This is a genomic window from Trichocoleus sp. FACHB-40 (genome assembly GCF_014695915.1).
Taxonomy (GTDB): domain Bacteria; phylum Cyanobacteriota; class Cyanobacteriia; order Cyanobacteriales; family FACHB-T130; genus Funiculus; species Funiculus sociatus.
Genome location: NZ_JACJPF010000056.1, coordinates 36,197 through 59,623, shown reverse-complemented (window position 1 = coordinate 59,623; position 23,427 = coordinate 36,197). Strand labels below are relative to the sequence as shown.

24 protein-coding genes are annotated in these 23,427 nt (G+C 46.2%); 16 read left to right on the top strand and 8 right to left on the bottom strand.

Going from position 1 to position 23,427, the window contains the following annotated elements; genetic code table 11:
* Nucleotides 1–6: 6 nt before the first annotated feature.
* The 5 genes from H6F63_RS12920 (at nt 7) to H6F63_RS12900 (ending at nt 6,823) form a co-directional block, all read left to right on the top strand.
* Nucleotides 7–1,155, top strand: coding sequence for a glycosyltransferase family 1 protein (locus H6F63_RS12920; RefSeq protein ID WP_347276792.1), 1,149 nt, complete (start codon nt 7–9; stop codon nt 1,153–1,155).
* Nucleotides 1,156–1,244: 89 nt separating this feature from the next.
* The gene (locus H6F63_RS12915) at nt 1,245–2,117 is read left to right on the top strand and encodes a lipid kinase (RefSeq protein ID WP_190637896.1); all 873 of its coding nucleotides are present in this window, start codon (nt 1,245–1,247) and stop codon (nt 2,115–2,117) included.
* Nucleotides 2,118–2,214: 97 nt separating this feature from the next.
* A complete protein-coding gene (locus H6F63_RS12910) occupies nt 2,215–5,022 on the top strand; it encodes an HAD-IC family P-type ATPase (protein WP_190637934.1) in 2,808 nt (935 codons plus the stop codon).
* Between the two features lie 63 nt (nt 5,023–5,085).
* Nucleotides 5,086–6,228, top strand: a complete 1,143-nt coding sequence (recF, locus tag H6F63_RS12905; RefSeq protein WP_190447955.1) for a DNA replication/repair protein RecF — start codon at nt 5,086–5,088, stop codon at nt 6,226–6,228.
* Nucleotides 6,229–6,367: 139 nt separating this feature from the next.
* Nucleotides 6,368–6,823, top strand: a complete 456-nt coding sequence (locus tag H6F63_RS12900; protein ID WP_199297986.1) for a hypothetical protein — start codon at nt 6,368–6,370, stop codon at nt 6,821–6,823.
* Nucleotides 6,824–7,060: 237 nt separating this feature from the next.
* Here the strand turns inward: H6F63_RS12900 and H6F63_RS12895 are convergent, their stop codons facing one another.
* Nucleotides 7,061–8,971, bottom strand: coding sequence for an iron uptake porin (locus H6F63_RS12895; protein ID WP_190637894.1), 1,911 nt, complete (start codon nt 8,969–8,971; stop codon nt 7,061–7,063).
* 347 nt (nt 8,972–9,318) lie between these two features.
* Here H6F63_RS12895 and H6F63_RS12890 point away from each other — a divergent pair, with 347 nt between their 5' ends.
* Together H6F63_RS12890 and H6F63_RS12885 are read left to right on the top strand one after the other, a co-directional pair.
* Nucleotides 9,319–10,293: a zinc ABC transporter substrate-binding protein gene (locus tag H6F63_RS12890; RefSeq protein WP_190637930.1), complete on the top strand. Its 975-nt coding sequence runs from the start codon at nt 9,319–9,321 to the stop codon at nt 10,291–10,293.
* A gap of 47 nt (nt 10,294–10,340) precedes the next feature.
* On the top strand, nt 10,341–11,165 hold the full coding sequence (locus tag H6F63_RS12885) for an ATP-binding cassette domain-containing protein (protein ID WP_190637892.1): 825 nt from the start codon (nt 10,341–10,343) through the stop codon (nt 11,163–11,165).
* Between the two features lie 186 nt (nt 11,166–11,351).
* Here H6F63_RS12885 and H6F63_RS12880 read toward each other — a convergent pair whose 3' ends face one another.
* From H6F63_RS12880 to H6F63_RS12870, 3 genes are all read right to left on the bottom strand, one after another.
* On the bottom strand, nt 11,352–12,521 hold the full coding sequence (locus tag H6F63_RS12880) for an NDP-sugar synthase (protein WP_190637890.1): 1,170 nt from the start codon (nt 12,519–12,521) through the stop codon (nt 11,352–11,354).
* 196 nt (nt 12,522–12,717) lie between these two features.
* Nucleotides 12,718–13,545: a segregation/condensation protein A gene (locus H6F63_RS12875; protein ID WP_190637887.1), complete on the bottom strand. Its 828-nt coding sequence runs from the start codon at nt 13,543–13,545 to the stop codon at nt 12,718–12,720.
* An 85-nt stretch (nt 13,546–13,630) separates the two neighbouring features.
* Nucleotides 13,631–14,011, bottom strand: coding sequence for a LapA family protein (locus H6F63_RS12870; RefSeq protein ID WP_190460007.1), 381 nt, complete (start codon nt 14,009–14,011; stop codon nt 13,631–13,633).
* Nucleotides 14,012–14,062: 51 nt separating this feature from the next.
* Here H6F63_RS12870 and H6F63_RS12865 point away from each other — a divergent pair, with 51 nt between their 5' ends.
* Complete coding sequence (locus H6F63_RS12865; RefSeq protein ID WP_190637885.1) at nt 14,063–14,299, top strand: hypothetical protein; 237 nt, start codon at nt 14,063–14,065, stop codon at nt 14,297–14,299.
* A gap of 234 nt (nt 14,300–14,533) precedes the next feature.
* Here the strand turns inward: H6F63_RS12865 and H6F63_RS12860 are convergent, their stop codons facing one another.
* Nucleotides 14,534–14,950: a DUF4112 domain-containing protein gene (locus tag H6F63_RS12860; protein WP_190637883.1), complete on the bottom strand. Its 417-nt coding sequence runs from the start codon at nt 14,948–14,950 to the stop codon at nt 14,534–14,536.
* A gap of 422 nt (nt 14,951–15,372) precedes the next feature.
* Between H6F63_RS12860 and H6F63_RS12855 the strand changes: the two genes are divergently transcribed.
* From H6F63_RS12855 to H6F63_RS12820, 8 genes are all read left to right on the top strand, one after another.
* A complete protein-coding gene (locus tag H6F63_RS12855; RefSeq protein WP_190637881.1) occupies nt 15,373–15,903 on the top strand; it encodes a choice-of-anchor C family protein in 531 nt (176 codons plus the stop codon).
* Between the two features lie 114 nt (nt 15,904–16,017).
* Entirely contained in the window at nt 16,018–16,818 is an 801-nt protein-coding gene (locus tag H6F63_RS12850) for a hypothetical protein (protein WP_190637879.1), read from the top strand.
* Between the two features lie 95 nt (nt 16,819–16,913).
* A complete protein-coding gene (locus H6F63_RS12845) occupies nt 16,914–17,249 on the top strand; it encodes a hypothetical protein (protein WP_190440184.1) in 336 nt (111 codons plus the stop codon).
* 129 nt (nt 17,250–17,378) lie between these two features.
* On the top strand, nt 17,379–17,756 hold the full coding sequence (locus tag H6F63_RS12840) for a YtxH domain-containing protein (protein WP_190425363.1): 378 nt from the start codon (nt 17,379–17,381) through the stop codon (nt 17,754–17,756).
* Entirely contained in the window at nt 17,749–18,276 is a 528-nt protein-coding gene (locus H6F63_RS12835) for a DUF948 domain-containing protein (RefSeq protein WP_347276791.1), read from the top strand. The genes H6F63_RS12840 and H6F63_RS12835 overlap by 8 nt, the downstream gene beginning before the upstream one ends.
* Nucleotides 18,277–18,336: 60 nt before the next feature.
* On the top strand, nt 18,337–18,987 hold the full coding sequence (locus tag H6F63_RS12830) for a rhomboid family intramembrane serine protease (protein ID WP_190637877.1): 651 nt from the start codon (nt 18,337–18,339) through the stop codon (nt 18,985–18,987).
* Between the two features lie 123 nt (nt 18,988–19,110).
* Nucleotides 19,111–19,914 (top strand): TPM domain-containing protein, encoded by an 804-nt coding sequence (locus tag H6F63_RS12825; RefSeq protein WP_190440173.1) that lies wholly within the window; start codon nt 19,111–19,113, stop codon nt 19,912–19,914.
* A 175-nt stretch (nt 19,915–20,089) separates the two neighbouring features.
* On the top strand, nt 20,090–20,719 hold the full coding sequence (locus tag H6F63_RS12820; RefSeq protein WP_190425375.1) for a precorrin-8X methylmutase: 630 nt from the start codon (nt 20,090–20,092) through the stop codon (nt 20,717–20,719).
* Between the two features lie 414 nt (nt 20,720–21,133).
* On the opposite strand, the gene H6F63_RS12815 is transcribed toward H6F63_RS12820, so the two are convergent.
* From H6F63_RS12815 to H6F63_RS12805, 3 genes are all read right to left on the bottom strand, one after another.
* The gene (locus H6F63_RS12815; protein ID WP_190637875.1) at nt 21,134–21,847 is read right to left on the bottom strand and encodes a phosphate ABC transporter permease; all 714 of its coding nucleotides are present in this window, start codon (nt 21,845–21,847) and stop codon (nt 21,134–21,136) included.
* Between the two features lie 63 nt (nt 21,848–21,910).
* A complete protein-coding gene (gene dapB, locus H6F63_RS12810) occupies nt 21,911–22,741 on the bottom strand; it encodes a 4-hydroxy-tetrahydrodipicolinate reductase (protein ID WP_190637874.1) in 831 nt (276 codons plus the stop codon).
* A 137-nt stretch (nt 22,742–22,878) separates the two neighbouring features.
* Complete coding sequence (locus tag H6F63_RS12805) at nt 22,879–23,373, bottom strand: DUF427 domain-containing protein (protein ID WP_190425385.1); 495 nt, start codon at nt 23,371–23,373, stop codon at nt 22,879–22,881.
* Between the last annotated feature and the right edge of the window lie 54 nt (nt 23,374–23,427).

The following is a 23,427-nucleotide window of genomic DNA, read 5'->3' as shown; positions in this document are numbered from 1 at the left end:
AATTATTTGTCAAATCAATTGCTGATTAATCTCTCTTTTCTTTTTTCTCAGCCGACTGGGATAGCTACTTATGCTAATAATATTTTTCCTCATTTACAGCATCTTAATCCGACTTTATTAATAGCTGATAATATTCTTAATAATGGCGAGTTTGAGCCTACCTTAGTTAGTTCCCAGGTTGGGACTGGGAACCAGGAGGGAGTATGGAAGAGTAACTATAGCTGCTATCCGGTACCGCCGAATTTAACTCCGGAACAAGGGACGAAAGGGCATTTAAATCGGATTTTGTGGACGCAGTTACAGTTGCCACGTATTTACAAAAAATTTAATTCTAGTCTGCTGTTTTCGCCGCTTCCAGAAGCGCCATTATTTTCTGGGTGTCGTTCTGTGGTGATGGTTCATGATTTGATTCCGGTGCGCTTTCCTAAGCGAGGTTCTCCACTGGGACTTTACTTTCGTTACTACATTCCGCAAGTTTTAGGGCAGGCACAGCATATTATTTGTAACTCTAGGGCTACTGCTCAGGATATTACGAATTTTTATAAAATTCCAGAGGATAAAATTACGCCAATTCTTTTAGCGTATAATGCGAATCATTTTCGCTATCTTGATTTACCAACCAGCAATTATTTTCTTTATATAGGGCGTTACGATCCTTACAAAAATCTGGCTCGGCTGATTGAGGCTTTTGCTACTTTATCTAATTGTGGCGATCGCGAGTTGTGGTTGGCTGGATCTGCGGATAAGCGTTATACGCCGATTTTAATGGAGCAAGTGGAACGGCTGGGGCTGAAAAATCGGGTAAAATTCTTAGAATACGTTCCTTCTGCCCAGTTGCCGACGCTAATTAATCAAGCGATCGCGCTCGTTTTTCCTAGTCTCTGGGAAGGTTTCGGCTTACCAGTCTTGGAAGCAATGGCTTGCGGTACCCCGGTAATTACCTCGAATATCTCATCGTTGCCAGAAGTTGCTGGCGATGCGGCAATTTTAGTAAATCCTTACAATGTTGGAGAAATCGCTGACGCGATGCAGGCAATAGCGACGGATTCAGGATTGCGATCGCGTCTATCTGATGCTAGTCTCTCCAGAGCCAGCCAATTTAGTTGGGCAAAAACTGGAGAAGCTACCGCCGAAGTGCTAAAGCGGTATCTTTAGAAGAATTATCAGCCAAGGAGTTAACTATAGGTAGATTTATTCTTTCAATAATTTTGTGAAGATTATTACCTCTTAATGGAAAACTAGGCATGAATCGGCGAGCATTGTTGCTGGTTAATCGCCACGCACGGCGCGGAAAAGAGGCTTTATCTCAAGCTTTTAGCAAATTGCAAGAACTAGGCTTTGATTTGCAAGAAGAGTCTACAGAAAAGCCCAAACAACTGCCAGACATTATCCGACGATGGAGCGATCGCGTAGATTTAGTGATCGTCGGTGGCGGCGATGGCACCCTGAATGCAGCAGTAGACGGTATAGTTGACACGCAACTCCCCTTGGGGATCTTGCCGTTGGGAACAGCTAACGACCTAGCGCGAACCCTAGCAATTCCTCAAGCTTTAGATGAAGCTTGCCAGGTGATTGCAAATGGGAAACAACAACGAATTGACTTAGGCTGGGTCAATGGTAAACACTTCTTTAATGTTGCAAGTTTAGGCTTAAGCGTACAAATTACCAAGCAACTGACCAAAGAAATCAAGCAACGCTGGGGAGTTCTGGCATACGCAGTAACAGCAATCCGAGTAGTTGGGCGATCGCGTCCTTTTTTGGCAGAAATCCGCAGCAATGGCGAATCAATTAAGGTAAAAACCGTCCAAATTGCTGTAGGTAACGGGCAATATTATGGCGGTGGCATGAAAATAGCTGAAGATGCAGCAATCAACGACCAGCGGCTGGATTTGTACAGCTTGGAAATTGAACACGCATGGGAAATAATCCCCTTGTTACCAGCAATGAAGCAAGGGCAACAGGCAGACTTACCTGGCGTGCGGACTCTTCAAAGTCAGGAAATAGAGGTATACACCCATAAGCGTCGCCCAATCAATACTGATGGAGAAATCACCACTTATACACCAGCAAAATTCCGTCTGATTCCTCAAGCTTTATCGATTTTTGTACCTGGCTAACTCATAGTGCATAGTTAAAGTAGCATCCAATCACCAGGTTTACGCCCTATGATTGAGAGCTAGTAGGTCTTAAAGCACATTTCCCGTGACTCCATCTATCCCTTCAAATTCAAATCCCGACCAGGCAAGACCCTGGCACACCTTAGAAGTTGAAAAAACGCTGGAACTGCTCTCTAGCGACGCAGAATCTGGTCTAACCACCGTAGAAGCTCAAGAACGGTTGCAGCAGTACGGCCCTAATGAGCTACAGGAAACTGCCGGGAGGAGTTCCTGGGAAATCTTGCTCGATCAGTTCAAAAACATCATGTTGTTGATGCTGATCCTAGTGGCGCTGATTTCTGGGATTTTAGACCTGGTAGATTTACGAAGCGGAAAGTTAGCCGCAGGCGAAATCCCCTTCAAAGATACAATTGCCATTTTGTTGATTGTAGTTCTCAACGGCATATTGGGCTATCTTCAGGAAAGCCGTGCCGAGAAAGCTCTAGCAGCCTTGAAGAAGCTGTCTTCCCCAAAAGTGCGAATAATTCGCGACGGCAGACAAGCAGAAGTGGAAGGCAAGGCGCTGGTGCCGGGGGACATTATGCTAGTAGAAGCTGGGGTGCAGATTTCCGCAGACGGGCGGCTGATTGAAGAGGCAAATCTGCAAATACGGGAATCAGCGCTCACTGGCGAAGCTCACGCGGTGAACAAACAAGCATCAGTGCATTTGAGCGATGAAACATCTTTAGGCGATCGCATTAACTTAGTCTTTCAGGGAACCGAAGTTGTCCAGGGACGAGGCAAAGTAATCGTCACTGGAACCGGAATGAAGACGGAACTCGGCAAAATTGCCGATATGTTGCAATCCGTCGAAAGCGAAGACACCCCCTTACAACAACGGATGACCCAGTTGGGTAACGTGCTGGTGAGTGGTTCTCTGATCTTAGTTGCCATAGTGATCATAGGTGGCATGATTCAAAGCCGCTTCAGCTTGGGACGTTGGGATTGGGGTGTCTTGCAAGAACTCGTAGAAGTTTCCCTGTCGATGGCTGTGGCTGTGGTGCCAGAAGGCTTGCCAGCTGTAATCACCGTAACTTTGGCACTGGGAACGCAGCGGATGGTGCGCCGTCACGCCCTAATTCGCAAACTCCCAGCCGTAGAAACTCTAGGTTCAGTCACGACTATTTGCTCAGATAAAACTGGCACCCTCACCCAAAATAAAATGGTCGTGCAACGGGTAGAAACTGGTTCCCAAAGTTTCCGCGTCGCTGGCCAAGGTTATATCCCCACCGGGGAATTTTATCTAGGCGATCAACAGGTAGCGGTAGAACAGTATCCGGATCTGCAAACCTTGATGCTTGGTTGCGTGCTTTGTAATGATGCCATGTTGCAGCACGAGAAAGACCAATGGACGATTCTGGGCGACCCCACCGAAGGAGCGCTGATTGTCCTTGCCGGCAAGGGAGGCGTCGATAAAGAACCTGTCTTGCGGCAGATGCCCCGCCTCAGAGAGTTTCCCTTCTCCTCCGAACGCAAGCGGATGAGCGTAATTTGTCGAGCAGGGGACAAAGGACAGGGGAACTCCGAGTCACCTTACTTAATGTTTACCAAGGGTTCGCCAGAGTTAATACTGGAGCGTTGTACTCATATTCAGATCGGCGACAAGAAGGAGCCTCTGAGGGATGAGCAACGCACTCAGATTCTGGAGCAAAATAACCAAATGGCATCCGTTGGCTTGCGGGTGCTGGGCTTTTCCTACAAACCTATGGACAACGTTCCTCCGGAAGGGTCAGAAGAAACAGAGGAACAAAAATTAGTGTGGCTGGGTTTGGTGGGAATGCTGGATGCTCCCCGTCCAGAAGTGCGGGATGCGGTAGCCAAATGTAAACAAGCAGGCATCCGCGCAATGATGATTACTGGCGACCACCAGCTGACAGCGCAAGCGATCGCTCAAGATTTGGGAATAGCACAAGTAGGAGATCGCGTCCTCACAGGTCAACAGTTGCAAAAGTTTAGCCCAGAAGAACTAGATCAACAAGTTGACGACGTTAACATCTACGCCCGCGTTGCCCCAGAACACAAACTACGCATTGTCCAATCCCTCCAGCGTCGCGGCAGATTCGTCGCCATGACTGGTGACGGCGTTAACGATGCCCCAGCCCTCAAACAAGCTGATATTGGCATCGCAATGGGCATCACAGGCACCGATGTCAGTAAAGAAGCAAGCGACATGGTACTACTGGACGACAACTTCGCCACCATCGTCGCCGCCACAGAAGAAGGGCGGACAGTTTATAGCAATATTCGCCGCTTTATCAAATACATTCTGGGTAGCAACATTGGTGAAGTGTTAACCATTGCAGCTGCACCCCTACTGGGCTTGGGAGGCGTTCCCCTCTCGCCATTGCAGATTCTCTGGATGAACCTCGTCACCGATGGTTTACCAGCTCTCGCCTTAGCCGTAGAACCCGCAGAACCAGACGTGATGCGCCGTCCTCCCATGAATCCTCGCGAGAGTATTTTTGCGCGGGGGCTGGGGTCTTACATGATCCGGATAGGGATTATCTTTGCAATTATCTCCATTGCTTTGATGGTAGTGGCATACCGCTACTTTCGCGATGATTGGAAGACGATGGTGTTTACGACTTTATGTCTTGCTCAGATGGGACACGCACTCGCAGTTCGTTCCAACACTAGGCTGACAATAGAGTTAAACCCCTTCTCTAACCCTTATTTGCTATGGGCTGTGAGTATCACCACGGCGTTACAGCTGATGCTGCTCTACGTCCCATTCCTGCAAGATTTCTTTGGTACGACACCACTATCTCTGCAAGAACTGGGTATTTGCATTGGGTTCAGTTCTTTAATGTTTGTTTGGGTGGAACTGGAAAAGCTGTTTATTCGTTGGTACAAAAGCAGACAATGATAGCTGATGGCTAATTGCTGATAAACAACTAGCAATTAGCCATTAGCAATCCTTCCATTATTTATGTACCTCAAAAGCCTTCACCTCCGTTCCTTTCGCAACTACCGAGAGTGCTTAGTCGATTTCGACGCACCCAAGACAATTTTGGTGGGGAATAACGCTCAAGGGAAATCTAATCTTCTGGAGGCGGTGGAGTTATTAGCAACATTAAAGAGCCATCGAGCCGTGCGCGATCGCGATCTCGTTTGCGAAGGAACAGCGGAAGGTAAAATCGCCGCTACCCTAGAACGCGCCAACGGGACAGTCGATCTAGCTTTAACCCTACGCACTCAAGCGCGGCGCACCGTATCCCTCAACTCCGAAACCTTACGCCGCCAACTCGACTTTCTCGGCGTACTCAACGCTGTCCAGTTCTCCAGTCTAGACTTGGATCTGGTACGAGGTTCGCCAGAGATGCGTCGCAACTGGGTAGATTCCATTCTGACTCAGCTTGAACCTGTCTACGCTCACATTTTGCAGCAATATAACCAAGTTTTACGGCAACGCAACGCCCTACTCAAGGCTTTCAGAAAAGAGTCCGAATCTTCAACTCACAACTCAACAGCCAACACTCAAAACTCTTCAGAACTAGCGTTATGGGATGCCCAATTGGTAACAACTGGTTCCCGCGTCACGCGCCGACGTGCCAGAGTCCTGACCCGATTAGCTCCTCTAGCTCAAACTTGGCACTCTAGCATTAGCGGTAGGTCAGAGGTGCTGGAATTGAAATATGCTCCCAATATCAGTTTAGAGAAGGACGACCCCGAAGCCGTGCAGCAGGCATTTTTAGAAAAAATCCAGCAGCGTCGCATCGCCGAACAGCACCAAGGTACAACTCTCGTCGGCCCTCACCGAGACGAAATTGAATTTACCATCAACCAGACACCAGCAAGAGTTTATGGCTCCCAAGGTCAGCAGCGAACGCTAGTATTAGCCCTAAAACTAGCAGAGCTAAAGTTAATTGAAGAAGTCGTTGGTGAACCGCCCCTGTTGCTACTTGATGACGTTTTGGCTGAACTAGACCTGAATCGTCAAAATCAACTCCTAGATGCCATTCAAGACCGCTTTCAGACTCTGATTACTACAACTCACTTAGGTTCCTTTGATGCTCAGTGGCTAGATTCTTCCCAAATTCTCTGTGTTGAAGCAGGACAGATAAAGCGATAGTCATTAGGTGGGGACTAATGACTAATAATTAATCCTCCATCCGGAGTCAAAGCAAAAAGTCTCGTATCCTAAAAGTATGCCCTGTTTAGGGGATAATTTGGTTATCAATTGCCTAGCGGTCTGGTAACAGACACCCCGAATGATGGTGAATTTACTAAACTTTGCTGTTATGCACCGAACTAATATTACTATTGACGCGGATGAGATTGTCGCACTGGGTGCTTCTTTGCAACGGATCGATCAGAAGATACTGACCCCAGTCAAAGTAAATGGTTCCAAAAGAATATGGTATCAGGGTATTAAAGAGCCTTATTTTGATGTCTTTTTGGATCTGCGCGAGGATAATATCGAGTGGTTTCAGTTTACTTTACGCGGCAAATCTCTTTCTTGGAATAAGGCTGGATGGCAAACAGGAATAACGAATGAAGGAAGTGTGAATGACATCACTTTTTATGCTGCCAGCAAGCTTATTAATACTGATAACAGACTCGACTTATCTTTTGTAAAATTAGCACATTCTATTCTAGAAACTCGTGCTGGCGATGCCATTTTCGATAAAATTTTGGCATTATTTGAGGCTGATAATATTCATTAGTTATTAGTCATAGCTACTAGGTTGATTTTGGTTAGCGGTAGGGGCTTTTTGATTGCCATGCCCCTACAAAATGTTGCAATTTTCGATATTTTCTAAGGGTTGTATGAACCCCCCTGCTTTTCAAGGTGGATATTGTACGGCTTGCTACAGCCAGTGGGACTTTTAAAATATCCTCTTAGTTAGTAGCAAAAAAGAATCGATGGACGCAGGCAAAATACCTGCGCCACAGACAACTGACTAGAAAGTAAATGTAGTGCGGATCGTACCGATCACAATATCATTATTGCGCGAGTTGTGATCGGGAGCAGTGAGCCAAATAACTCCAGGGGTGATGGAAATATTTTCTGTCACTTGATATTGGTAAAACGCTTCAACGTGCAGTGAAGTATCGTCATTTTCTCCAACTGGGGGTAGGGGTATATTTGGAGGTAATAGAGCTACTGCGCCTAGATTTACATCTATGGTGGAGTTAGTTACTTTCGGTTCCATACCTACAATCAGACCGCCCAAGTTGCCTTTTTTACCAAGGTCGGGGAATGCTAAAGTAATAGCCCAGTTCCAGATGTCAACATCGCCACGGTCAATTAACCCGCCTAAGGTGGAGAGGTTGCGAGTGTTAGTGTAACCAGCCCAACCACCGATAACAAAGCGATCGCTTAATTGCCAAGACAACTCTAAACCATAAGAATTGCTGACTAGGGGGAGTCCGGTACTGAAACCTAAGCTACCCAAAGTATCGCCTACCGAGGAACCGCCAGCATCTCGGTCGAAGAAGCGAGAAAGTCCACCTTGGAAGTTAGCTAGATTACTGCCAGTCCCAGTGTCATTGTTGTTGTATGAATGAATGTAAGTCAAACCAATATTCAAGCGATCGCTTGGCTTGATCAGCAGCTGTGCAAAACCAGCGTAAGGGCCATTGAACAAACCCCCATCGTCTTCTGGGTTCGCGGCATCACCAGCTAAATAGCCTAAGCTGATTTCCAGTCTATTACCTAACTGATGTCTTACCCCAATCCCGGCACCTTCAGCTAGGTAATAAATCGGGTTGCGCGTTCCAAAGGCAGACAGTGCGCCCGTTGCGCCGTCGCCGTCTAGGAAATTGACGGTACTGGCAAAGTCATCCGAAGCACCAGCATTAGCAGCAATTACAACCTCTGTGTTTTCGCCGAGAGGAAAAGCGTAAAGCAAAGCATCGACAAAAATATCATTGTCTGCTTCTCCAGAGAAAGCTAGCTGACCTTCTGGCGTGAGGGTACGTTCGGCAAGAGAACCCAATCCTTCTGCTTGCAGTCGCGTTCTCAGAACGTCTCTTCCGGTGAAGCTGGTTTCAAAGTTGAGACGCGATCTATGACCAAAAATTGTCAGGCTGTCAATATCATCGCCTGTGGCATCTTCTCCGGTTAAGATACTTGCCAGCCCAAAGATAACTTCGCCCGCTAGTTTGGTGGTGGTGGAGAAGTTATTTTCTTCTAAGAACTTCGTGCGACCTTCTAGATTATCTACTCGCGTCCGTAAAGTCGCCAATTCTGTGCCAAATTCATCAATCAGCCGTTGCAAGGTTGCTAAATCTTCTTTGGTGACAAAATCAGCTGTGCTGGCGGCAATCAATTTCTCAATTTGCAACAGACAGGCATTCAACCCAGCAGCAAATTCATAACGCGATAGCGCCCGGTTGCCGCGAAATGTGCCATCAGGATATCCTGCTATACAGCCGTAGCGTTCGACAAGACTTCGTAGTGCTTCATACGCCCAGTCTGTCGGTTGCACGTCCCGCAACTGAGAAACATTCGTCACCTGTTCCAGGGAATCTTCACTAGCGCGATCACTATAAACATCGATTTGTTCTAACACATCAGCATTTGTGGTTGATGGTTGATTGCTATCAGCCACAATTTCTGAACTTGGAACCACTTTTTTGATTGTTGATGGTTGATTGTCAGCAACTAAATTCGGTGTTTCTACTGCCTCTATTACATCATCTTTAGTAACATTAGCTACCTTATAATCTGCGTTAGCATCTGAAACCTCTAAGCTTGTACCTTCGATAACATCTGAGGTTTCAGAGGCGATCGCACCAGCACCAATCAACAAGATCGCACCCAAAACAGCTGGGCTTACCAGCAGAGCATTCCACAAGCTCTTTAACATTCTTTTGTAACTCCTCACACCCGTTTAAGATTCTCAGATTTTGACCCCATTAGTGCCTAGAGGCAGCTTATGGACAAAATTAATTCTTGATTTTGCCCGTAGCTTGTCCTGTTCAACTGCAAAGTATCAGTTGCTACTGAGAAATTATGCCTATTTTCACACCAATGTAATTGTTCTGATTTTTTGAGAATTTTGCAATCCTCCACTAGGGCATTACTTTCACAAAATCTCATCACCGACAGTAACATCGTACTAAAATGAGACTGATTCTCATATAGTAGAACAAGACTCATTCTCAAAAAAAAGATATTTACAAGTTAAGGGGAAAAATTGTGACACGCCCTCATATGCGACATCATCCGGGCATAATTGGGCTAATATTGGGAGCTTTGCTGCCAATATTAGCTGCTAATGGATGCACTCAAGCCGAATCTACGGCACAGTCTCAAAATCAGACAGCTTCGCCGCCAGCAGCAGCAAAAGGTGGCGAGACGGTAAAAATAGTAACAACCTTTTTGCCGATGTACTGGTTTACCAAGGCAGTTGCTGGTGACAAGGCACAGGTAGATATTTTAGTACCACCTGGTTCAGAAGTGCATGAGTATCAAGCGACACCAGCAACCGTGCAAGCAATCGCGCAAGCGGATGTGGTGGTGAAAAACGGTTTGGGTTTGGAAGAATTTCTCAAAGAAACAGTCAAAAACGCCGGAAATACCAATCTAAAAGAGATCGAGGCAAGTAAAGGTATTAAAACCCTAGAAGAAACCGACCACGACCACGCCGAAGAAAAAGGCGATCGCGAACACGCCGGAGGTAATCCCCACGTTTGGCTAGATCCATCCTTAGCAAAGCAGCAAGTTGAGAATATTCGGGATGGTTTAGTCGCAGCCGATCCGGGAAACCAAACTACTTACCAAGCCAACGCAACTGCTTACATTCAGCAGCTAGAAGCGTTAGACAAAGAATTTCAGCAACGGTTGCAACCTTATCGCGGTTGCACTTATGTCACCTTCCACGATGCCTACCCTTACTTAGCTAAACGCTACCAACTTAAACAGGTTGCGGTTGTCCAGATTCCAGAAGATAGTCTCTCGCCTGCTGATGTACAAAAGGCAGTGGGAGCAGTGAAACAGTATAAGGTGAAAGCTTTGCTTGGGGAACCGGGAACTGACAACAAATTGCTGCAAAGTCTTTCCCAAGACTTAAACTTAACCCTGCGTCCCATCGATCCTCTGGAAAATGGCCCGCAAGATTCGGATCATTACTTTAGAGCGATGAGAAACAATCTGCAAACTATTGAAGCTGCGTGTAAGGAAAGTTAGGAGTTGGAAGTTGGAAGTTGGAAGTTTTGAGTATTGAGTGTTGAGTTGTGAATTTAAAAAATCTAAATTGCCAACACCCGATTTTGAAGGTGGATGGCTTGACTGTTTATCAAGGTAACTATTTGGCGTTGCGGGATGTCTCTTTTGAATTGCAGCCTGGAACTGACACAGCGGTAGTGGGGCCGAATGGTGCGGGTAAAAGTACGCTGGTGCAGGCGATTCTAGGATTGATTGACAGAAGTGCTGGAAAGATTGAGATTTTTGATCGTCCCGCGGAAAGATTGGGGCATCTGTGTCATTTGCTGGGCTATATGCCGCAAAATTTTATTTTTGACCGCAGTTTTCCCATATCTGTTGAGGAATTGGTGGGGTTGGGATGGGTTAAGGAAAGCAAAAGCCTTCATGGGAATCTCCCCAGTAACAAAGGGAATACACCCTTTTGGCGAAGGCTGTGGTGGGAAGATGGAGAAAAGATAGATGCGATCGCGTCCGCGCTTAAACGTGTGGATGCCTACCACCTTCGCCATCAAGCCATCGGCACTCTCAGCGGCGGACAACTAAAGCGAGTATTGTTGGCTTATTGCTTGGTGATGCCTCGTCAACTGCTGGTGCTGGATGAAGCGTTTGCTGGTGTAGACGTACAGGGGGCAGCAGATTTTTATAATTTGCTAAATGAACTTAAACGGGAGCGAAACTGGACAGTGTTGCAGGTTTCCCACGATATTGATATGGTGAGCCGACATTGCGATCGCGTTCTCTGTCTCAACCAAACCGTCGTTTGCACTGGCACGCCCGATATTGCCCTTTCTCCACAAAACCTTTTAGCTACCTATGGCCCTGCCTTCAGTCGCTATCACCATCATCACGGTTGACACTCCCCGCATTAAAGTAATTCACTACAGCAATTCCAGGGTTGGGTGGGATACATCTATAGGGACAGGGCAATGCCATGTCCCTATCAAGGCCGCCCGAAAGTCTCAATTGCTACGAAGCAAAGTTTTTAGCCAAGCAGGTAGTCATTAGTCAAAAGCTATGAACTAATGACTAATGACTAATGACTAAATGGCCTCTTTTTTTAGCAATTCAGCGATCGCTTGCCGTTCTGCTGGGGGTTCAGATGGCCGCACCTGACGAGCGTCAGTAATTAGCCAATCTAACGCTGCTGCTTGGACATCAATCGTGGCACCAGTTTTATCCACGCAGTAGCGTCCAAACACTAATTTATCTACCAGGCGCACATCTTCTCCCAAGCGGGAGTATTCAAAAATTACGCTGTTTTCCACTTTCGCGCCGCTACACACCCAGCAATTTGGCCCAATCATGGTGGGACCTACTATTTTGGCTCCATCTTCAATGTGGGTCATAGCGCCGATATAGACGGGGCCTGTAATATCAACTTTGTCCCAGTTCACGGCCACATTCAAGCCAGTGTAGATACCGGGAGCCACTTCGTGTCCGGGAATGGCAACATTTTTTACTTCTCCCAGTAGTACGCTGCGAATTGCCCGCCAGTAGTCCGGCACTTTCCCAATATCCACCCACTCGAAATCCATTGGAATCGCGTAGAAGGGGGCATTCATCGCTACTAACTGGGGAAACAGGTCGCTACCAATGTCATATTGAACGCCAGAGGGGATGTACTTCAACACTTCTGGCTCAAAAATGTAAATACCAGTGTTGATGTTGGTGCTGAGAGCTTCTTCCACCGAGGGCTTTTCTTGGAAAGCTTTAACTCGTCCGTCCTCGTCCGTGACAACGACACCGTAGCTAGAAACTTCTTCTCGCGGGACGGTTTTCATGACGATAGTAGCGATCGCGCCCTTTTCTCGATGCCACTTTACTGCTGCTGTCAGATCGAGATCAATTAGGGCATCTCCGCACAAAACTACAAAAGTATCGTCAAAAAAAGGAGAAAAGTCCTGAATACGCCGCATTCCTCCAGCAGATCCTATAGCCTCTCCTACCAGATCGCCGTTTTCTTCAATCTTCCCTTCAAAAGAGTAGCCAATCTGTACACCAAAACGCTGACCATCGCGGAAATAACTTTCAATCTCGTTAGCAAGGTGGCTGACATTGACCATGATCTCGTCAAACCCATGCTGCCTTAGCAGTTCCACTAAAAACTCCATCACTGGTTTTTGCAGGATCGGAATCAAAGGTTTGGGAATGGTGTAGGTAATAGGACGAACGCGAGTACCCTTACCAGCCGCCAGAATCATGGCTTTCATGAATATTTTTCCTCAATCCTATGCCACTTTAGTTTTATTGCATTTAGCCGAATCTCCATCCCTTAAAGAATAAGGGACGGACGGACAAACATTGTAATCTACCGACTCTGTAGATGTTCTACAAGTTTCCTGGTAGGCGATAGGCATTGGCTAAAAGAGAATTTTTAGTTCCCAGTACAACCAATACAACCAGTCGCTAGTCCCCAGTCACTAGAGTACGGATTTTCAGGTCTTGGTAGAACTCTTCTTGGGCTAGCTCTACTTTAGACTGAGCTGATAGTAACAGCAGCGCCCAAAAAACGCCCACTCGATCATGTAGTTTTGGCACAGCATACGCCTCTGGTGGCGATGCCTGACCGTTTAACTTTTCTGAGTGTTGCTTCACCCCTGCCCATAACTCTACCAGCTCCTCTAGCTCTAGCCAATCCTGACCAAGTGGCATTTGGGGACGATGGCGGCTCAAAAACACGTCTAACTGGGCTGCCGTCTCGGTAAGATTTTCTTGGTGAGCCAAAGCAGCGATCGCTTTGGCAGCTTGGGCGCGAGACTGGGAAATCCGATAAACTGGGTCTTTCGTAGCACGGCGAGAAGGTTTTTCTTCTAGTGCATCTGCCATCTGCTGTATTTGGTCAATTAATTCTTGCAGCGTCACGCGACGGCTAGAGGGAGGCATAGCAGTCCCGCGTCGGCGCAAATGTCGCTCCAGCTTTACTGGTAAGCTTCTGGCAGCATCAGCAACCTCTTGTGCATCAGTGTCGTCCAGTTCGGGATCGTCTGCTGTTGATGCTTGGGAAAACAGGGTGTCCGCCTTGAGTAACACCAGCATGGAAGCATACAAAAAAGCCTGTCCGGAGTGAGACAGTTCTACTTCACAGGTGCCAGAATACTTATCGCCTAATTTCTCTAGTTCCAATAGGCATTTGTCAATTACCTCAATCACCTGAACATCCCAAGGGTCAATTTCTCCTCGCTGGGCGAGATCGATGAGGAGAGCGATCGCTTCTTGGGCTGGTTGGGCTGTCATATGAATTTTGGATTTTGGATTTTGAATGGGGAATTGGGAAATATCCTAATCCCTCCTTTTGCCCCTAGACCCTTTTCCAAACAAGTTAAATGGACTGTGCAAAGGCTTTTGTTGTCTCTGCGTCTTGCTCTTGGAGAGTAGCACTAAGGGACATACTTTGTTTTTCTTCCAGTTCTGCTTGACGTTGGGCAATATTTTGCTCTAATTCCTGAATACGCTCGTCCTTAGAGCGCATCTGGCGCATTTGTTTTCCAGATTCTATCCCGCGTAACAGCCGCGTCCAGATGCTAAACAGCCAAGCGAGAATCGCGCCCACGCCCATCGCCAGAATCAGTTCAATACAGATGGGCGCTTGCACCTGCACACCTTCGACAATTTGAATAGCAGCGGGTGCAGTATTTTCTAAACTGAATAAAACCAAGGCAAGGATTAGCGCAAAGATTATCAAAAAATTAATTTGCCGCATAATTTATACTCCTCAACAAGCACACTTACTTAAAAAGTTTACCGGGTAGCAATGCCTAAATTGCCAAAAAAACCCGATTTCCATCTCAAGTTAACCTACCGCAGCGCCTGTCTTCAGATTATTTTCTCGTTTCCTCACTTCCGTTGGCAACAGAAAATGTTGCCAAGCGGTGGTATTTATCCTGTCAATCCCAATAATTCTCCGATAAGCCCGCAGGACTTGTCACTTCAATGGTTTACAAGCCAAGTCAGCCAACGCAACCGCCTCTCTCAAACCATTCCTGATTAGAACCTGGAAACGAGAGATTAGAAAATAAATTTGTTTAAAATTAGCAAAAATTAATTTTATAATTCTTTAAAGATGCTAGTAAAACCAGCCAATCCTTAGTATCAACGTGGGCACTGCACTTTTATAGTTAATATTTTTCCTAAGCGCGGCATCAACCTAAAAATGCCAATAGCAACTACGGCAAAGGAAAAAATACAATATCTAAACTCTACTATTAATAAGCATCTCTGATTTCTATAGCACTTTACCCAGAGGGTTAGTGTCTAATGGATTCATTTCAGATGCAATTTCAACAACTTCTGGTTCAACTGCCTCAAGATGTTTTTCTAAAATTGCTAAATTACGGATATTTGACTTGTAATAAGCATCGAACAAGTCACCCACCAAAGGCACCGTGCCAACGACAGCTTCCAAAGAAATATTGAAAACCATTCGTCTTAAATCTTCACCCGGTATCCGGAATTTCGCAGCTAAAAAGATAATATAAGCGGAAAATGTTGTACTTACAATATCTCCTGCGCCTGGGACTAAACCAATTATTGGATCTAACCCAATCCGAAAACGTGTGCCTGGAATACCGATGGCTGTATCCATCAGGCGGCTAAGCTTACGGATGCGATTAAGGGTAGCAATGCGTTCAGCAGTATTCATATTTTTGATTTTGGCACCATAAATAGATGCTCGTCTTGTACCGCGAGGAATAATATACAATTGCACCCAACCAATCCAAAGCTATACCTCTACTGGATTGTGTAGGCAATGCCCATCTATCCCTGTCTAGGTGGCTTTGGTTTATTAAACTAAACTAAAAACTAATATAGCAGTCCCAAATGATTCGGGAATACCAGATCCCCGACTTCTCTAGGAAGTCGGGGATCTGAAGTGCTGGGACATCAGAACTCAAATAGGATTGCTATGCTATAGGTTCCCTTAAAATATCAGCCCTTAGGTGGATTAATAAAAATCGAGTGTTCTTTCTATAGATAGCTGAATATTAAGGTGAGATTGAATATTAGTAGTGATAAGCATTTTGACTTAACCGTTTTTATTTTTTTTTAATGAGGGCTTTAGATATGACTGTTTCGACAGAATCTACAAGACGAAATAGAGCCACTCGGAGTAGAAACCTAATTATCAACGGCAGCTTCCAAAACGGCCCTAACCCAGGACAATCCTTAAAACTCAATCCAGGGTCAACAGTAATTCAAGGATGGGTTGTGACACGAGCGCCCATTGATTATGTAGGCACACTATGGCAAGCTGCTAATGGCGATCGCAGTCTGGATCTTGACGGTGCAGGTGCTGGCGGAATTGCACAAACATTTGACACAGTACCTGGTGAAAGTTACGTTGTTACCTTTAGTCTGGCTGGAAACCCGTTGGGTGCGCCTCCAATTAAACTGTTGGGTGTAACAGCAGCAGGGCAATCAACTAATTTTGCATTTAACATTTCTGGACGCACTCCAACGAATATGGGCTGGCAAACTAAAAGATGGATGTTTATGGCGCAATCTAACAAGACAACTCTTGAGTTTTTTAGCCTGAATACATCCGGTGGTTCTTGGGGCCCTGCACTTGATAGCGTATTGGTTGTATTAGCTTGAGAAAAGGTTGACAACTGTTATTTGTCAATTCAGAAAGTCTTTCTTCAGAGGTGTGTCTTATTTCTGTATCAAGTTCAAGATTAGTAACACTATCTCAAAGGAAAGGAAGTTATAATGGTTAGTCACCACAAATTATCTGGGGTCGCGGGTAGAGTAGCAATTATTGCCAGCTTAGTGGTTGGCGTAGGGCTTTTAGAAAGTAGAAATATAGCAGAGGCAACAATTGTCTCTCCAACTAGGCAAACTAACATAGAGGGGAATGGAAATAATAATGTCCCTTTTAATAACTTCCTTGTTTCTCCTGTAGGAGTACGATATCAACAAGTTTTTGCAGCTCCTGAATTTTTAAGTATAGAACCAGGATTGATTACTAAAATTGCTTTTCGTCCCGATGCAGGACGAGCGGGTAATGCTTTTTCATCCACTATCCCAAATATCCAAATTAATCTTTCCACAACCAGTTTATTGCCAGATGCTTTAAGCACAACCTTTGCCGAAAATGTTGGAGATGATGAAACAATAGTTTATAACGGGGAGCTTTTACTCTCTAGTGCGAATATTGGCACTCCAAAACAACCAAAAGATTTTGATATCGTTATTGATTTACAAAATCCATTTTTTTATGACCCAAATCAAGGCAACTTGTTGCTTGATGTGACAACCTTCTCTTTCACGAGGACAACTGCATTTGATTCGGAAAATACCTTTGGAGATTCTATATCTCGCGTGTTTAGTTTCGATTCTAGTGCTTCTACTGGTAGTGCCGATACAACTGGGTTAGTAACTAAGTTTACAATTGCAACTAGGAATAACACAGCTTTGATTCCCGAAAGTTCTTCGACATTAGCACTGTTAACATTTGGTGCATTAAGTGCAATTTCACAAGTGAAGCGTTCTCTGTCAACGCCCAAGTAATTTCCACTGACAAGGGTTTGCTCGTCGGAAAAATTGAGGCAAAACTGGGTCTAGATTCGCCAGAATAGAAGGGTGTGTCACCTGGAAATTGAAAGATGATCGCGATCGCTGTGGGTTTTAACGTGCTGATCTCGCTGGTGCTGTTGTATAGTGCCTGGGTAATAACTAAATTGCGATCGCGTCTAGCAAAAATAGCAGATAAAATAATTGCCGCCGAACGCAGTACCTACAAAGTGCTACATAATGCCCCCAAAACCATTTTTAAAGGTCAAACGGGGGCATTGCGGCTAGGACAGCAATATCAGCAACTCGATCCTCAACTACAACGAGTGCAACAAGTTTTAGGATTATTCAGCCTAGGCAGAAAGTTCTGGCTGCGGGGTAAGCCGAAATCGGTAGCAACAGGGGTACGCTTCTGGCGCAGAAGTTGAAACCACTACTGTATAAGATTGGGGCAATTCTTCAAAACAAAGATTGGACGATTGCCTTGTTCTGTGGGCAACATATCAGTATTAACGGGAAAACTGAATAGAATTGGAGTAAGACATAGAGACTAGAAGATGTCAAACAACCGTGCTGGATCTGGATCATTTATTGGTGGTGTGTTACTAGGCACCGCTATTGGAACAATAACTGGGTTACTGATTGCGCCCCGCAATGGTCGAGAGACGCGGCAGCTGTTAAAAAAATCTGCCGATGCCTTACCGGAGTTAGCAGAAGATTTATCAACCAGCGTGCAATTGCAAGCCGATCGCCTCTCAGAATCAGCACTGAAAAACTGGGATGAGACGCTGATCAGATTGCGGCAAGCGATCGCCGCGGGGATTGAAGCTACTCAACGCGAACAACAAGCGCTCAAGCAAACACCGGGGGCAGAATTAGAACCTGATGTCCGTCCTCTTGTAACCACAGACGATAGGCGAACGTTAAGTGACTGAACCCTTATTTTGGCTTGGACTCTCAATTCTACTGGTTGCCGTCAGCTTAACCGCAGTCCTAATCACGCTACTGCCAGCAGTGCAGGAGTTAGCGCGGGCAGCCAGAAGTCTAGAAAAGTTGGCTGACACTCTGCGCCGAGAATTACCGCCAACCCTGGAGGCAATTCGTCTGACAGGTATGGAAATTACTGACTTGACAGATGATGTCGGCGAAGGTGTCAAAAGCGCTGGTCAAGTCGTTAAACAAGTCGATCAAAGCATCAGCGGTGCCAAAAAGCAGGCTCAAAATATTGAAGTTGGCACCAAGAGCGTTTTTGCGGGTGTCAAAGCGGCTTGGAGAACCTTCAAGCGTCCCACCTCGACCCGTCGGTCGATGGATCGTCTGCCACCAAGCCACAGAAATTCCGTTGAGATGCGTGGCTACCGCGATGCTTCTTATCAAGACCCTACTAACAACGCCTCTCCTTCCAATGGACATTATGAGGAATGGGAGCGGGAGCAGCCAGACTCAGAAGATTAGAGGCCTATGGAATCAGCAGCTCTGTAAGTGAATTAGCAACTAACTCAACACTCTTTAATCATGAGAAACGATAGAAACTCACAGTCTGCCAATTCCGCCACTGACAGGCTGTTAGATGATAATCGGCATTCCCCCCGGCGGAATTATCAATACAACGGTGTTTTTGCCCTGCTATCAATCAACCTGCTGATATTTATTGTTGGCAATATACCCGGCATTGCTCTGACTAGAACCCTGGCTCTGAACCATTCCAACCCAGCGTGGTATCAATTTTTTACGGCAATGTTTTCTCACGCAAGCTGGGCGCACTTGTCGGGAAATCTGTTTTTTCTTTACATCTTTGGTCGCTTAGTTGAGGAAGAGGAAGGCCTTTTAGGGGTCATTGGCTCTTATTTAATCTGCGGACTGGGAGCTAGCCTAATGAGCTGGCTTTTTCAACCGGGGGGAATTTATTCTTTGGGAGCGTCGGGAGCAGTCTTTGGGTTGTTCGCCGTCAGCGTGTTGATTAAGTTGAGCTGGAATTGGCGAAAAATTCTGGAAGTGCTGATTCTGGGGCAGTTTGTTGTTGAACGAGTATTTTTCGAGTTCGGACAGACGGGGGCGCGAGACGGCGTAGACCATTTCGCTCACCTCGGTGGTGCTGCTGTGGGGGTGGCGCTGATTATGGGGTTGATGCGACTGGAGAAAAAGCACCTGGGTAAAGGCGGGTAATCTCAGGGCGATCGCTATTTGAGGAGACTCAATTAGATGGCATAGTATTAAAGGAAGGTAAACAAGTGTTAAGAAATATCAGTTTACCTAACCAGTCCGTATATAAAAAAAATCAAATTGCCAATGCCGCATATTTCCCCAAAACGACTTCTGGCATCTCTGGTCGCCTTTATTTTGGCAATGTCCATATGGGCGATCGCTCCCGTGGCCCACGCCTATAACAACCCCGACTTACTGCCCGAAACCCCCACTCCAGTAATAGACTTAGCTAAAGCCCTCACCAACATTCAGGAAGAGGCACTTGTCAAAAATATAGAAGAATTTGAAGCTGAAACTGGCTGGAAACTGCGAGTTTTAACTCAGTATGACCGCACCCCCGGTCGTGCCGTAAAAGATTTTTGGGGTCTGGATGATAAAAGTATCCTGCTAGTTGCTGACCAAAGGGGCGGCAATATCCTCAACTTTAATGTAGGCGATGAAGTTTATAAGCTCATGCCTCGTACCTTCTGGATCGAGTTACAGACACGCTTTGGTAATCTGTACTTTGTCCGCGAAAACGGCGAAGACCAGTCAATCATTCAATCCTTAGAATCCATCAAAGGCTGTCTGGTTCAAGGTGGTTGCCGCGTTGTCCCCGGACTGCCCAGAGAACAGTGGATTCTCACCCTGATTACCTCCATAGTTGGTGGAGTTATCTGTGGCTTTGCCGCTATCCCTCGCAAAGAAGGGCAGATTTTTGCATGGCAGTGGGCTTTAATCTTCTCCCCACTGTGGGGAATTTTGTTCATTGCCTTTGGCATCGGCCCAGTTATCTCTCGTACCTCTGAGTGGTTGCCTCTGTTTCGCAACTTCGCAGGTTTCATGATCGGTGCCTTAGTAGCTTACCTGTCGCCAATGATCAGTAACTCTACGGCTTCCGAAACCTAAAGGGTGTAAGGTGGAAGGTGATATTTAGGAGTTAAAAGTGAAGAGTTAGGAGTCAGGAGTTGTAGAGACGGCGATTTATCGCGTCTTTGAGTTATTAATTTATAACCCATAACTCATAACTCATAACTCATAACTTATAACTCATAACTTTTTCATCCCCTTCTTGCTGATGGCTATGGAATGGCACGTAACAGATGCCCAAAGTTTGGCAATTATCGACCGGGAAATGGGCGACCACATCTTTTCTCCGGCAGAATATGAGATTGTCCGCCGGGTGATTTACGCAACCGCCGACTTTGAATATATGTCTTTAATACGTTTTTCTGAACGTGCGCTCCAAGCTGGTGCAGCAGCTTTAGCGGCTCGTAGTACCATTGTCGTAGATGTGCCAATGGTGCAAGTCGGCATTACACCAACTATCCAAAATACTTTTGCTAATCCGGTGTATTGCAGTATGGAAGCTCTGACGCGCCCCCAAAAAGAAAAAAGTCGTGCTGCCTGGGGAATCGAAACCCTAGCTAAACGCTATCCTGAGGGAATTTTTGTCGTCGGTCAGGCGCAGACGGCTCTCACTGCCCTTGTAGAGTTAATTGAGGCAGAGGAAATTAGACCAGCGTTAGTAATTGGTACACCTTCGGGATTTGTAGATGTGGATGTCGCCAAAGATCGGTTGAAAGATTCTCTGGTTCCTCACATTCGGATTGAAGGTCGTAAGGGCAGTGCAGTAGTAGCTGCGGCGATTGTCAATGGATTGGTTGACTTAGCTTGGCAGGCATACGGGCAAGATCCTAATGGCGTAGGCTAAACTCGTTATTCTTGTTACCGGGTGCAAGCTGGGTAACAAGAGCTAGGAGGCAGTGCCTCCCAAACAAAACCTAACCAGAGTGCGATCGCACTCTGGACAGGTATTTCCAAGACTAAGCCTGTAGACTAACGTGAAGGCGGAACTTCGCCCTTATTACTTACCTGGTAATCCGTTATGTCTGTTCGGGTCTTTCTTCTCCTTCTTAGTCCCGTCAGATTCCTTTTTAGGCTTTTTGGCTTCTCTACCGCCCTTTTCCTTTGCCATTGCTTTTCTCCGTTAGGGGTTCCTTTAATTGTGTATCAACTTTCCGATTTCCGAAGGGAAACTCTATTTTTTTTTTAAACCTTCCCTTGAATAATTCGGGATAAGGTCAAAAGGGATGACGAGCGTTATCCTGATTATTTATTTGGGAAACTAAGGACGACGCGATCGCTTACGCCGTTGAGTACGCTCTTTAGGCTCTTCAGGATAGGGAACATCATCGGCGTACTGCAACTGACGGCTGACATCGACAAAGAAACCTCGTTGCAAGTAAGGATAGTCGCTTACCCACAGATTCTCATCCGGAAGATAAACGTCTGTGAATTTGGCAATGCGTCCCAAATCTTTTTGATTCGATAGCACTACCATTTCCGCAATTTGCCCCGGTCTAATTGCTTTATGAGTCTTCTTTAGGGGCGCTTGGATCTGAGTAGTAAATCCGGTTTCGTCTCCGACTTCTATATTCAGCCGTCGTTCCCGATTTTCAATGATTACCAGCTGTCCGCGATTATTGACAGTTTGCTCCTCGCCAATCAATTCTTCTGTAACAAAAACATCCAATACCTCACCCCGCCAGAATCCACTGTAAGGGTAGCGACGATAGGAAACATTCCGCATACTAGCCGAGTAGATGGGCCCCCACAGCCAGTAAAGACCACCTATTACTCCCAAGAAAAAGGTTATCCCACCCAACTGTTCGCCCAAAACAAAATTACCTAAGAGTAAAACCACCACAACGACGAGGACTGAAATCAGTAGTCGCTTTAAAAATTCTTGAAACTTACCCCAGTAGTAGGCATACTGCGGCCCTGTGGCGATAACGGGAATCAACTCTTCAAATTTCTGGCGTGTTAATGGGACTAACATGAGGAAAGCTAATTGCTAATTGGAGAATTGCTAGTTGAAGGATTGCTAATTGCGATTAGCTACTTACAATATCTTTTCTAAACCATAAACTAAAGATTTGATTTGAGTGACTTTGCGGATGGCTAGTAGAACACCAGGCATATAGCACGACCTGTCTGTAGTATCGTGGCGCAGAGTATAAATTTGACCAGATGCTCCAAAGATAACTTCTTGGTGGGCAATCAAACCAGGTAGACGAACGCTGTGGATGCGAATTCCTTCCTCTGCTTGAGAACCTCTGGCACCTGGTAGTTTTTCAGTTTCTTCTACCGATGGTGGGTTAAAGGTTTTGCCGAGTTCAGCTAACAATTGGGCAGTCTGAAGAGCCGTACCGCTAGGGGCATCGGCTTTTTGGTTGTGGTGTAACTCGATAATTTCAACATGGTCAAAGTAATTGGATGCCTGGATAGCGGCTTGCTGTAGCAACACCATGCCGATAGAGAAGTTAGGGATAATCAAGGCACCTGTGCTGGCTTTGTCGGCAAAGTCGGCAAGGTCTTGAATTTGCTCTAGACTCAGACCTGTGGTGCCAACTACGGGACGAATGCCGTAAGCGATCGCACTCCGCACGTTCTCATAAACTGAGTCTGGATGGGTAAAATCTACCATCACTCCCTGTTCTCTTTCCTGTGTCGCCAGCACCAGCATCCCTTGTAAGTCGCTGACAATCGGCACTTCCAAAGGGCCGCAGCCTGCCACTTCTCCAACGTCTTTCCCTTGATGTTCCGGAGTGCGGTCTATTGCCCCCAAGAGGGTCATATCTTTGGCTTGTGCAACGGCTTTGACCACTTCGCGTCCCATTTTGCCAGCCGCACCGTTGACAACAACGGGGATGGGAGATTGTTGATTCGTCATACTTTAAGCATATCCTTCTTGACAAGGGCATTTTAGAACAAGAAGGGCAATGCTGTGGGCTAGTTTTGAATTAGTGTATCAAGGTAATTGAAATTAGGCACTTTTCACTTCAGATAGCGCCCTACTATATTTTGCCGCTACCAACCCCAGGTTCCCGGTTCGCCTTTGAATGGCCCTACAATATCGCTGGTAATCCAACCGCCGTAGAAACCCCCAGGCTGCGGCTGCACTTTTTCACCATCGACATAGCAAGCATCCATCATCTGGGCATAAAAGGCTATGTAGTCTTTAATAGCTGCAAAGGTTGGTGTGGGATTGGGATAACCCCAGGCTGCGTTCGGTGCTTGTTTATCGCCAACTGAGACGGTGTAGTAAATAGCACTTCCTTTCCACTCACAAAATGAACCCTTAGTTGCCCCCACCAGGTATTCCATCTTGATATCTTCGGGAGGAAGGTAGTAAACGGGCGGGTGGCTGGTTTCCAGTACCCGCTGTGCCTTGTGGGTATCTGCGATCGCTACGCCATTGAAGACAATCTGGATGTGTTTGGGGGTTTCTTCCAGACGCGGCGGACGCGGATAATCCCATACTGATTCTTGACCGGGGCCGGGGGGAATGCGATCGCGTTTCATTTTGACTTTTCTACTCTTGAAACCACACTCGTTATTGTAGAGGTGTTGCGTTGC

Coding starts and splice junctions, on each gene's coding strand:
- H6F63_RS12900 (WP_199297986.1), top strand. CDS start 6,368: ATGATGGTGAATTTACTAAACTTTGCTGTTATGCACCGAACTAATATT.
- H6F63_RS12895 (WP_190637894.1), bottom strand. CDS start 8,971: ATGTTAAAGAGCTTGTGGAATGCTCTGCTGGTAAGCCCAGCTGTTTTG.
- H6F63_RS12855 (WP_190637881.1), top strand. CDS start 15,373: ATGACTGTTTCGACAGAATCTACAAGACGAAATAGAGCCACTCGGAGT.
- H6F63_RS12845 (WP_190440184.1), top strand. CDS start 16,914: ATGATCGCGATCGCTGTGGGTTTTAACGTGCTGATCTCGCTGGTGCTG.
- H6F63_RS12815 (WP_190637875.1), bottom strand. CDS start 21,847: ATGTTAGTCCCATTAACACGCCAGAAATTTGAAGAGTTGATTCCCGTT.
- H6F63_RS12865 (WP_190637885.1), top strand. CDS start 14,063: ATGCCTAAATTGCCAAAAAAACCCGATTTCCATCTCAAGTTAACCTAC.
- H6F63_RS12880 (WP_190637890.1), bottom strand. CDS start 12,521: ATGAAAGCCATGATTCTGGCGGCTGGTAAGGGTACTCGCGTTCGTCCT.
- H6F63_RS12840 (WP_190425363.1), top strand. CDS start 17,379: ATGTCAAACAACCGTGCTGGATCTGGATCATTTATTGGTGGTGTGTTA.
- H6F63_RS12820 (WP_190425375.1), top strand. CDS start 20,090: ATGGAATGGCACGTAACAGATGCCCAAAGTTTGGCAATTATCGACCGG.
- H6F63_RS12860 (WP_190637883.1), bottom strand. CDS start 14,950: ATGAATACTGCTGAACGCATTGCTACCCTTAATCGCATCCGTAAGCTT.
- dapB (WP_190637874.1), bottom strand. CDS start 22,741: ATGACGAATCAACAATCTCCCATCCCCGTTGTTGTCAACGGTGCGGCT.
- H6F63_RS12805 (WP_190425385.1), bottom strand. CDS start 23,373: ATGAAACGCGATCGCATTCCCCCCGGCCCCGGTCAAGAATCAGTATGG.
- H6F63_RS12830 (WP_190637877.1), top strand. CDS start 18,337: ATGAGAAACGATAGAAACTCACAGTCTGCCAATTCCGCCACTGACAGG.
- H6F63_RS12850 (WP_190637879.1), top strand. CDS start 16,018: ATGGTTAGTCACCACAAATTATCTGGGGTCGCGGGTAGAGTAGCAATT.
- recF (WP_190447955.1), top strand. CDS start 5,086: ATGTACCTCAAAAGCCTTCACCTCCGTTCCTTTCGCAACTACCGAGAG.
- H6F63_RS12875 (WP_190637887.1), bottom strand. CDS start 13,545: ATGACAGCCCAACCAGCCCAAGAAGCGATCGCTCTCCTCATCGATCTC.
- H6F63_RS12890 (WP_190637930.1), top strand. CDS start 9,319: ATGCGACATCATCCGGGCATAATTGGGCTAATATTGGGAGCTTTGCTG.
- H6F63_RS12915 (WP_190637896.1), top strand. CDS start 1,245: ATGAATCGGCGAGCATTGTTGCTGGTTAATCGCCACGCACGGCGCGGA.
- H6F63_RS12870 (WP_190460007.1), bottom strand. CDS start 14,011: ATGCGGCAAATTAATTTTTTGATAATCTTTGCGCTAATCCTTGCCTTG.
- H6F63_RS12825 (WP_190440173.1), top strand. CDS start 19,111: ATGCCGCATATTTCCCCAAAACGACTTCTGGCATCTCTGGTCGCCTTT.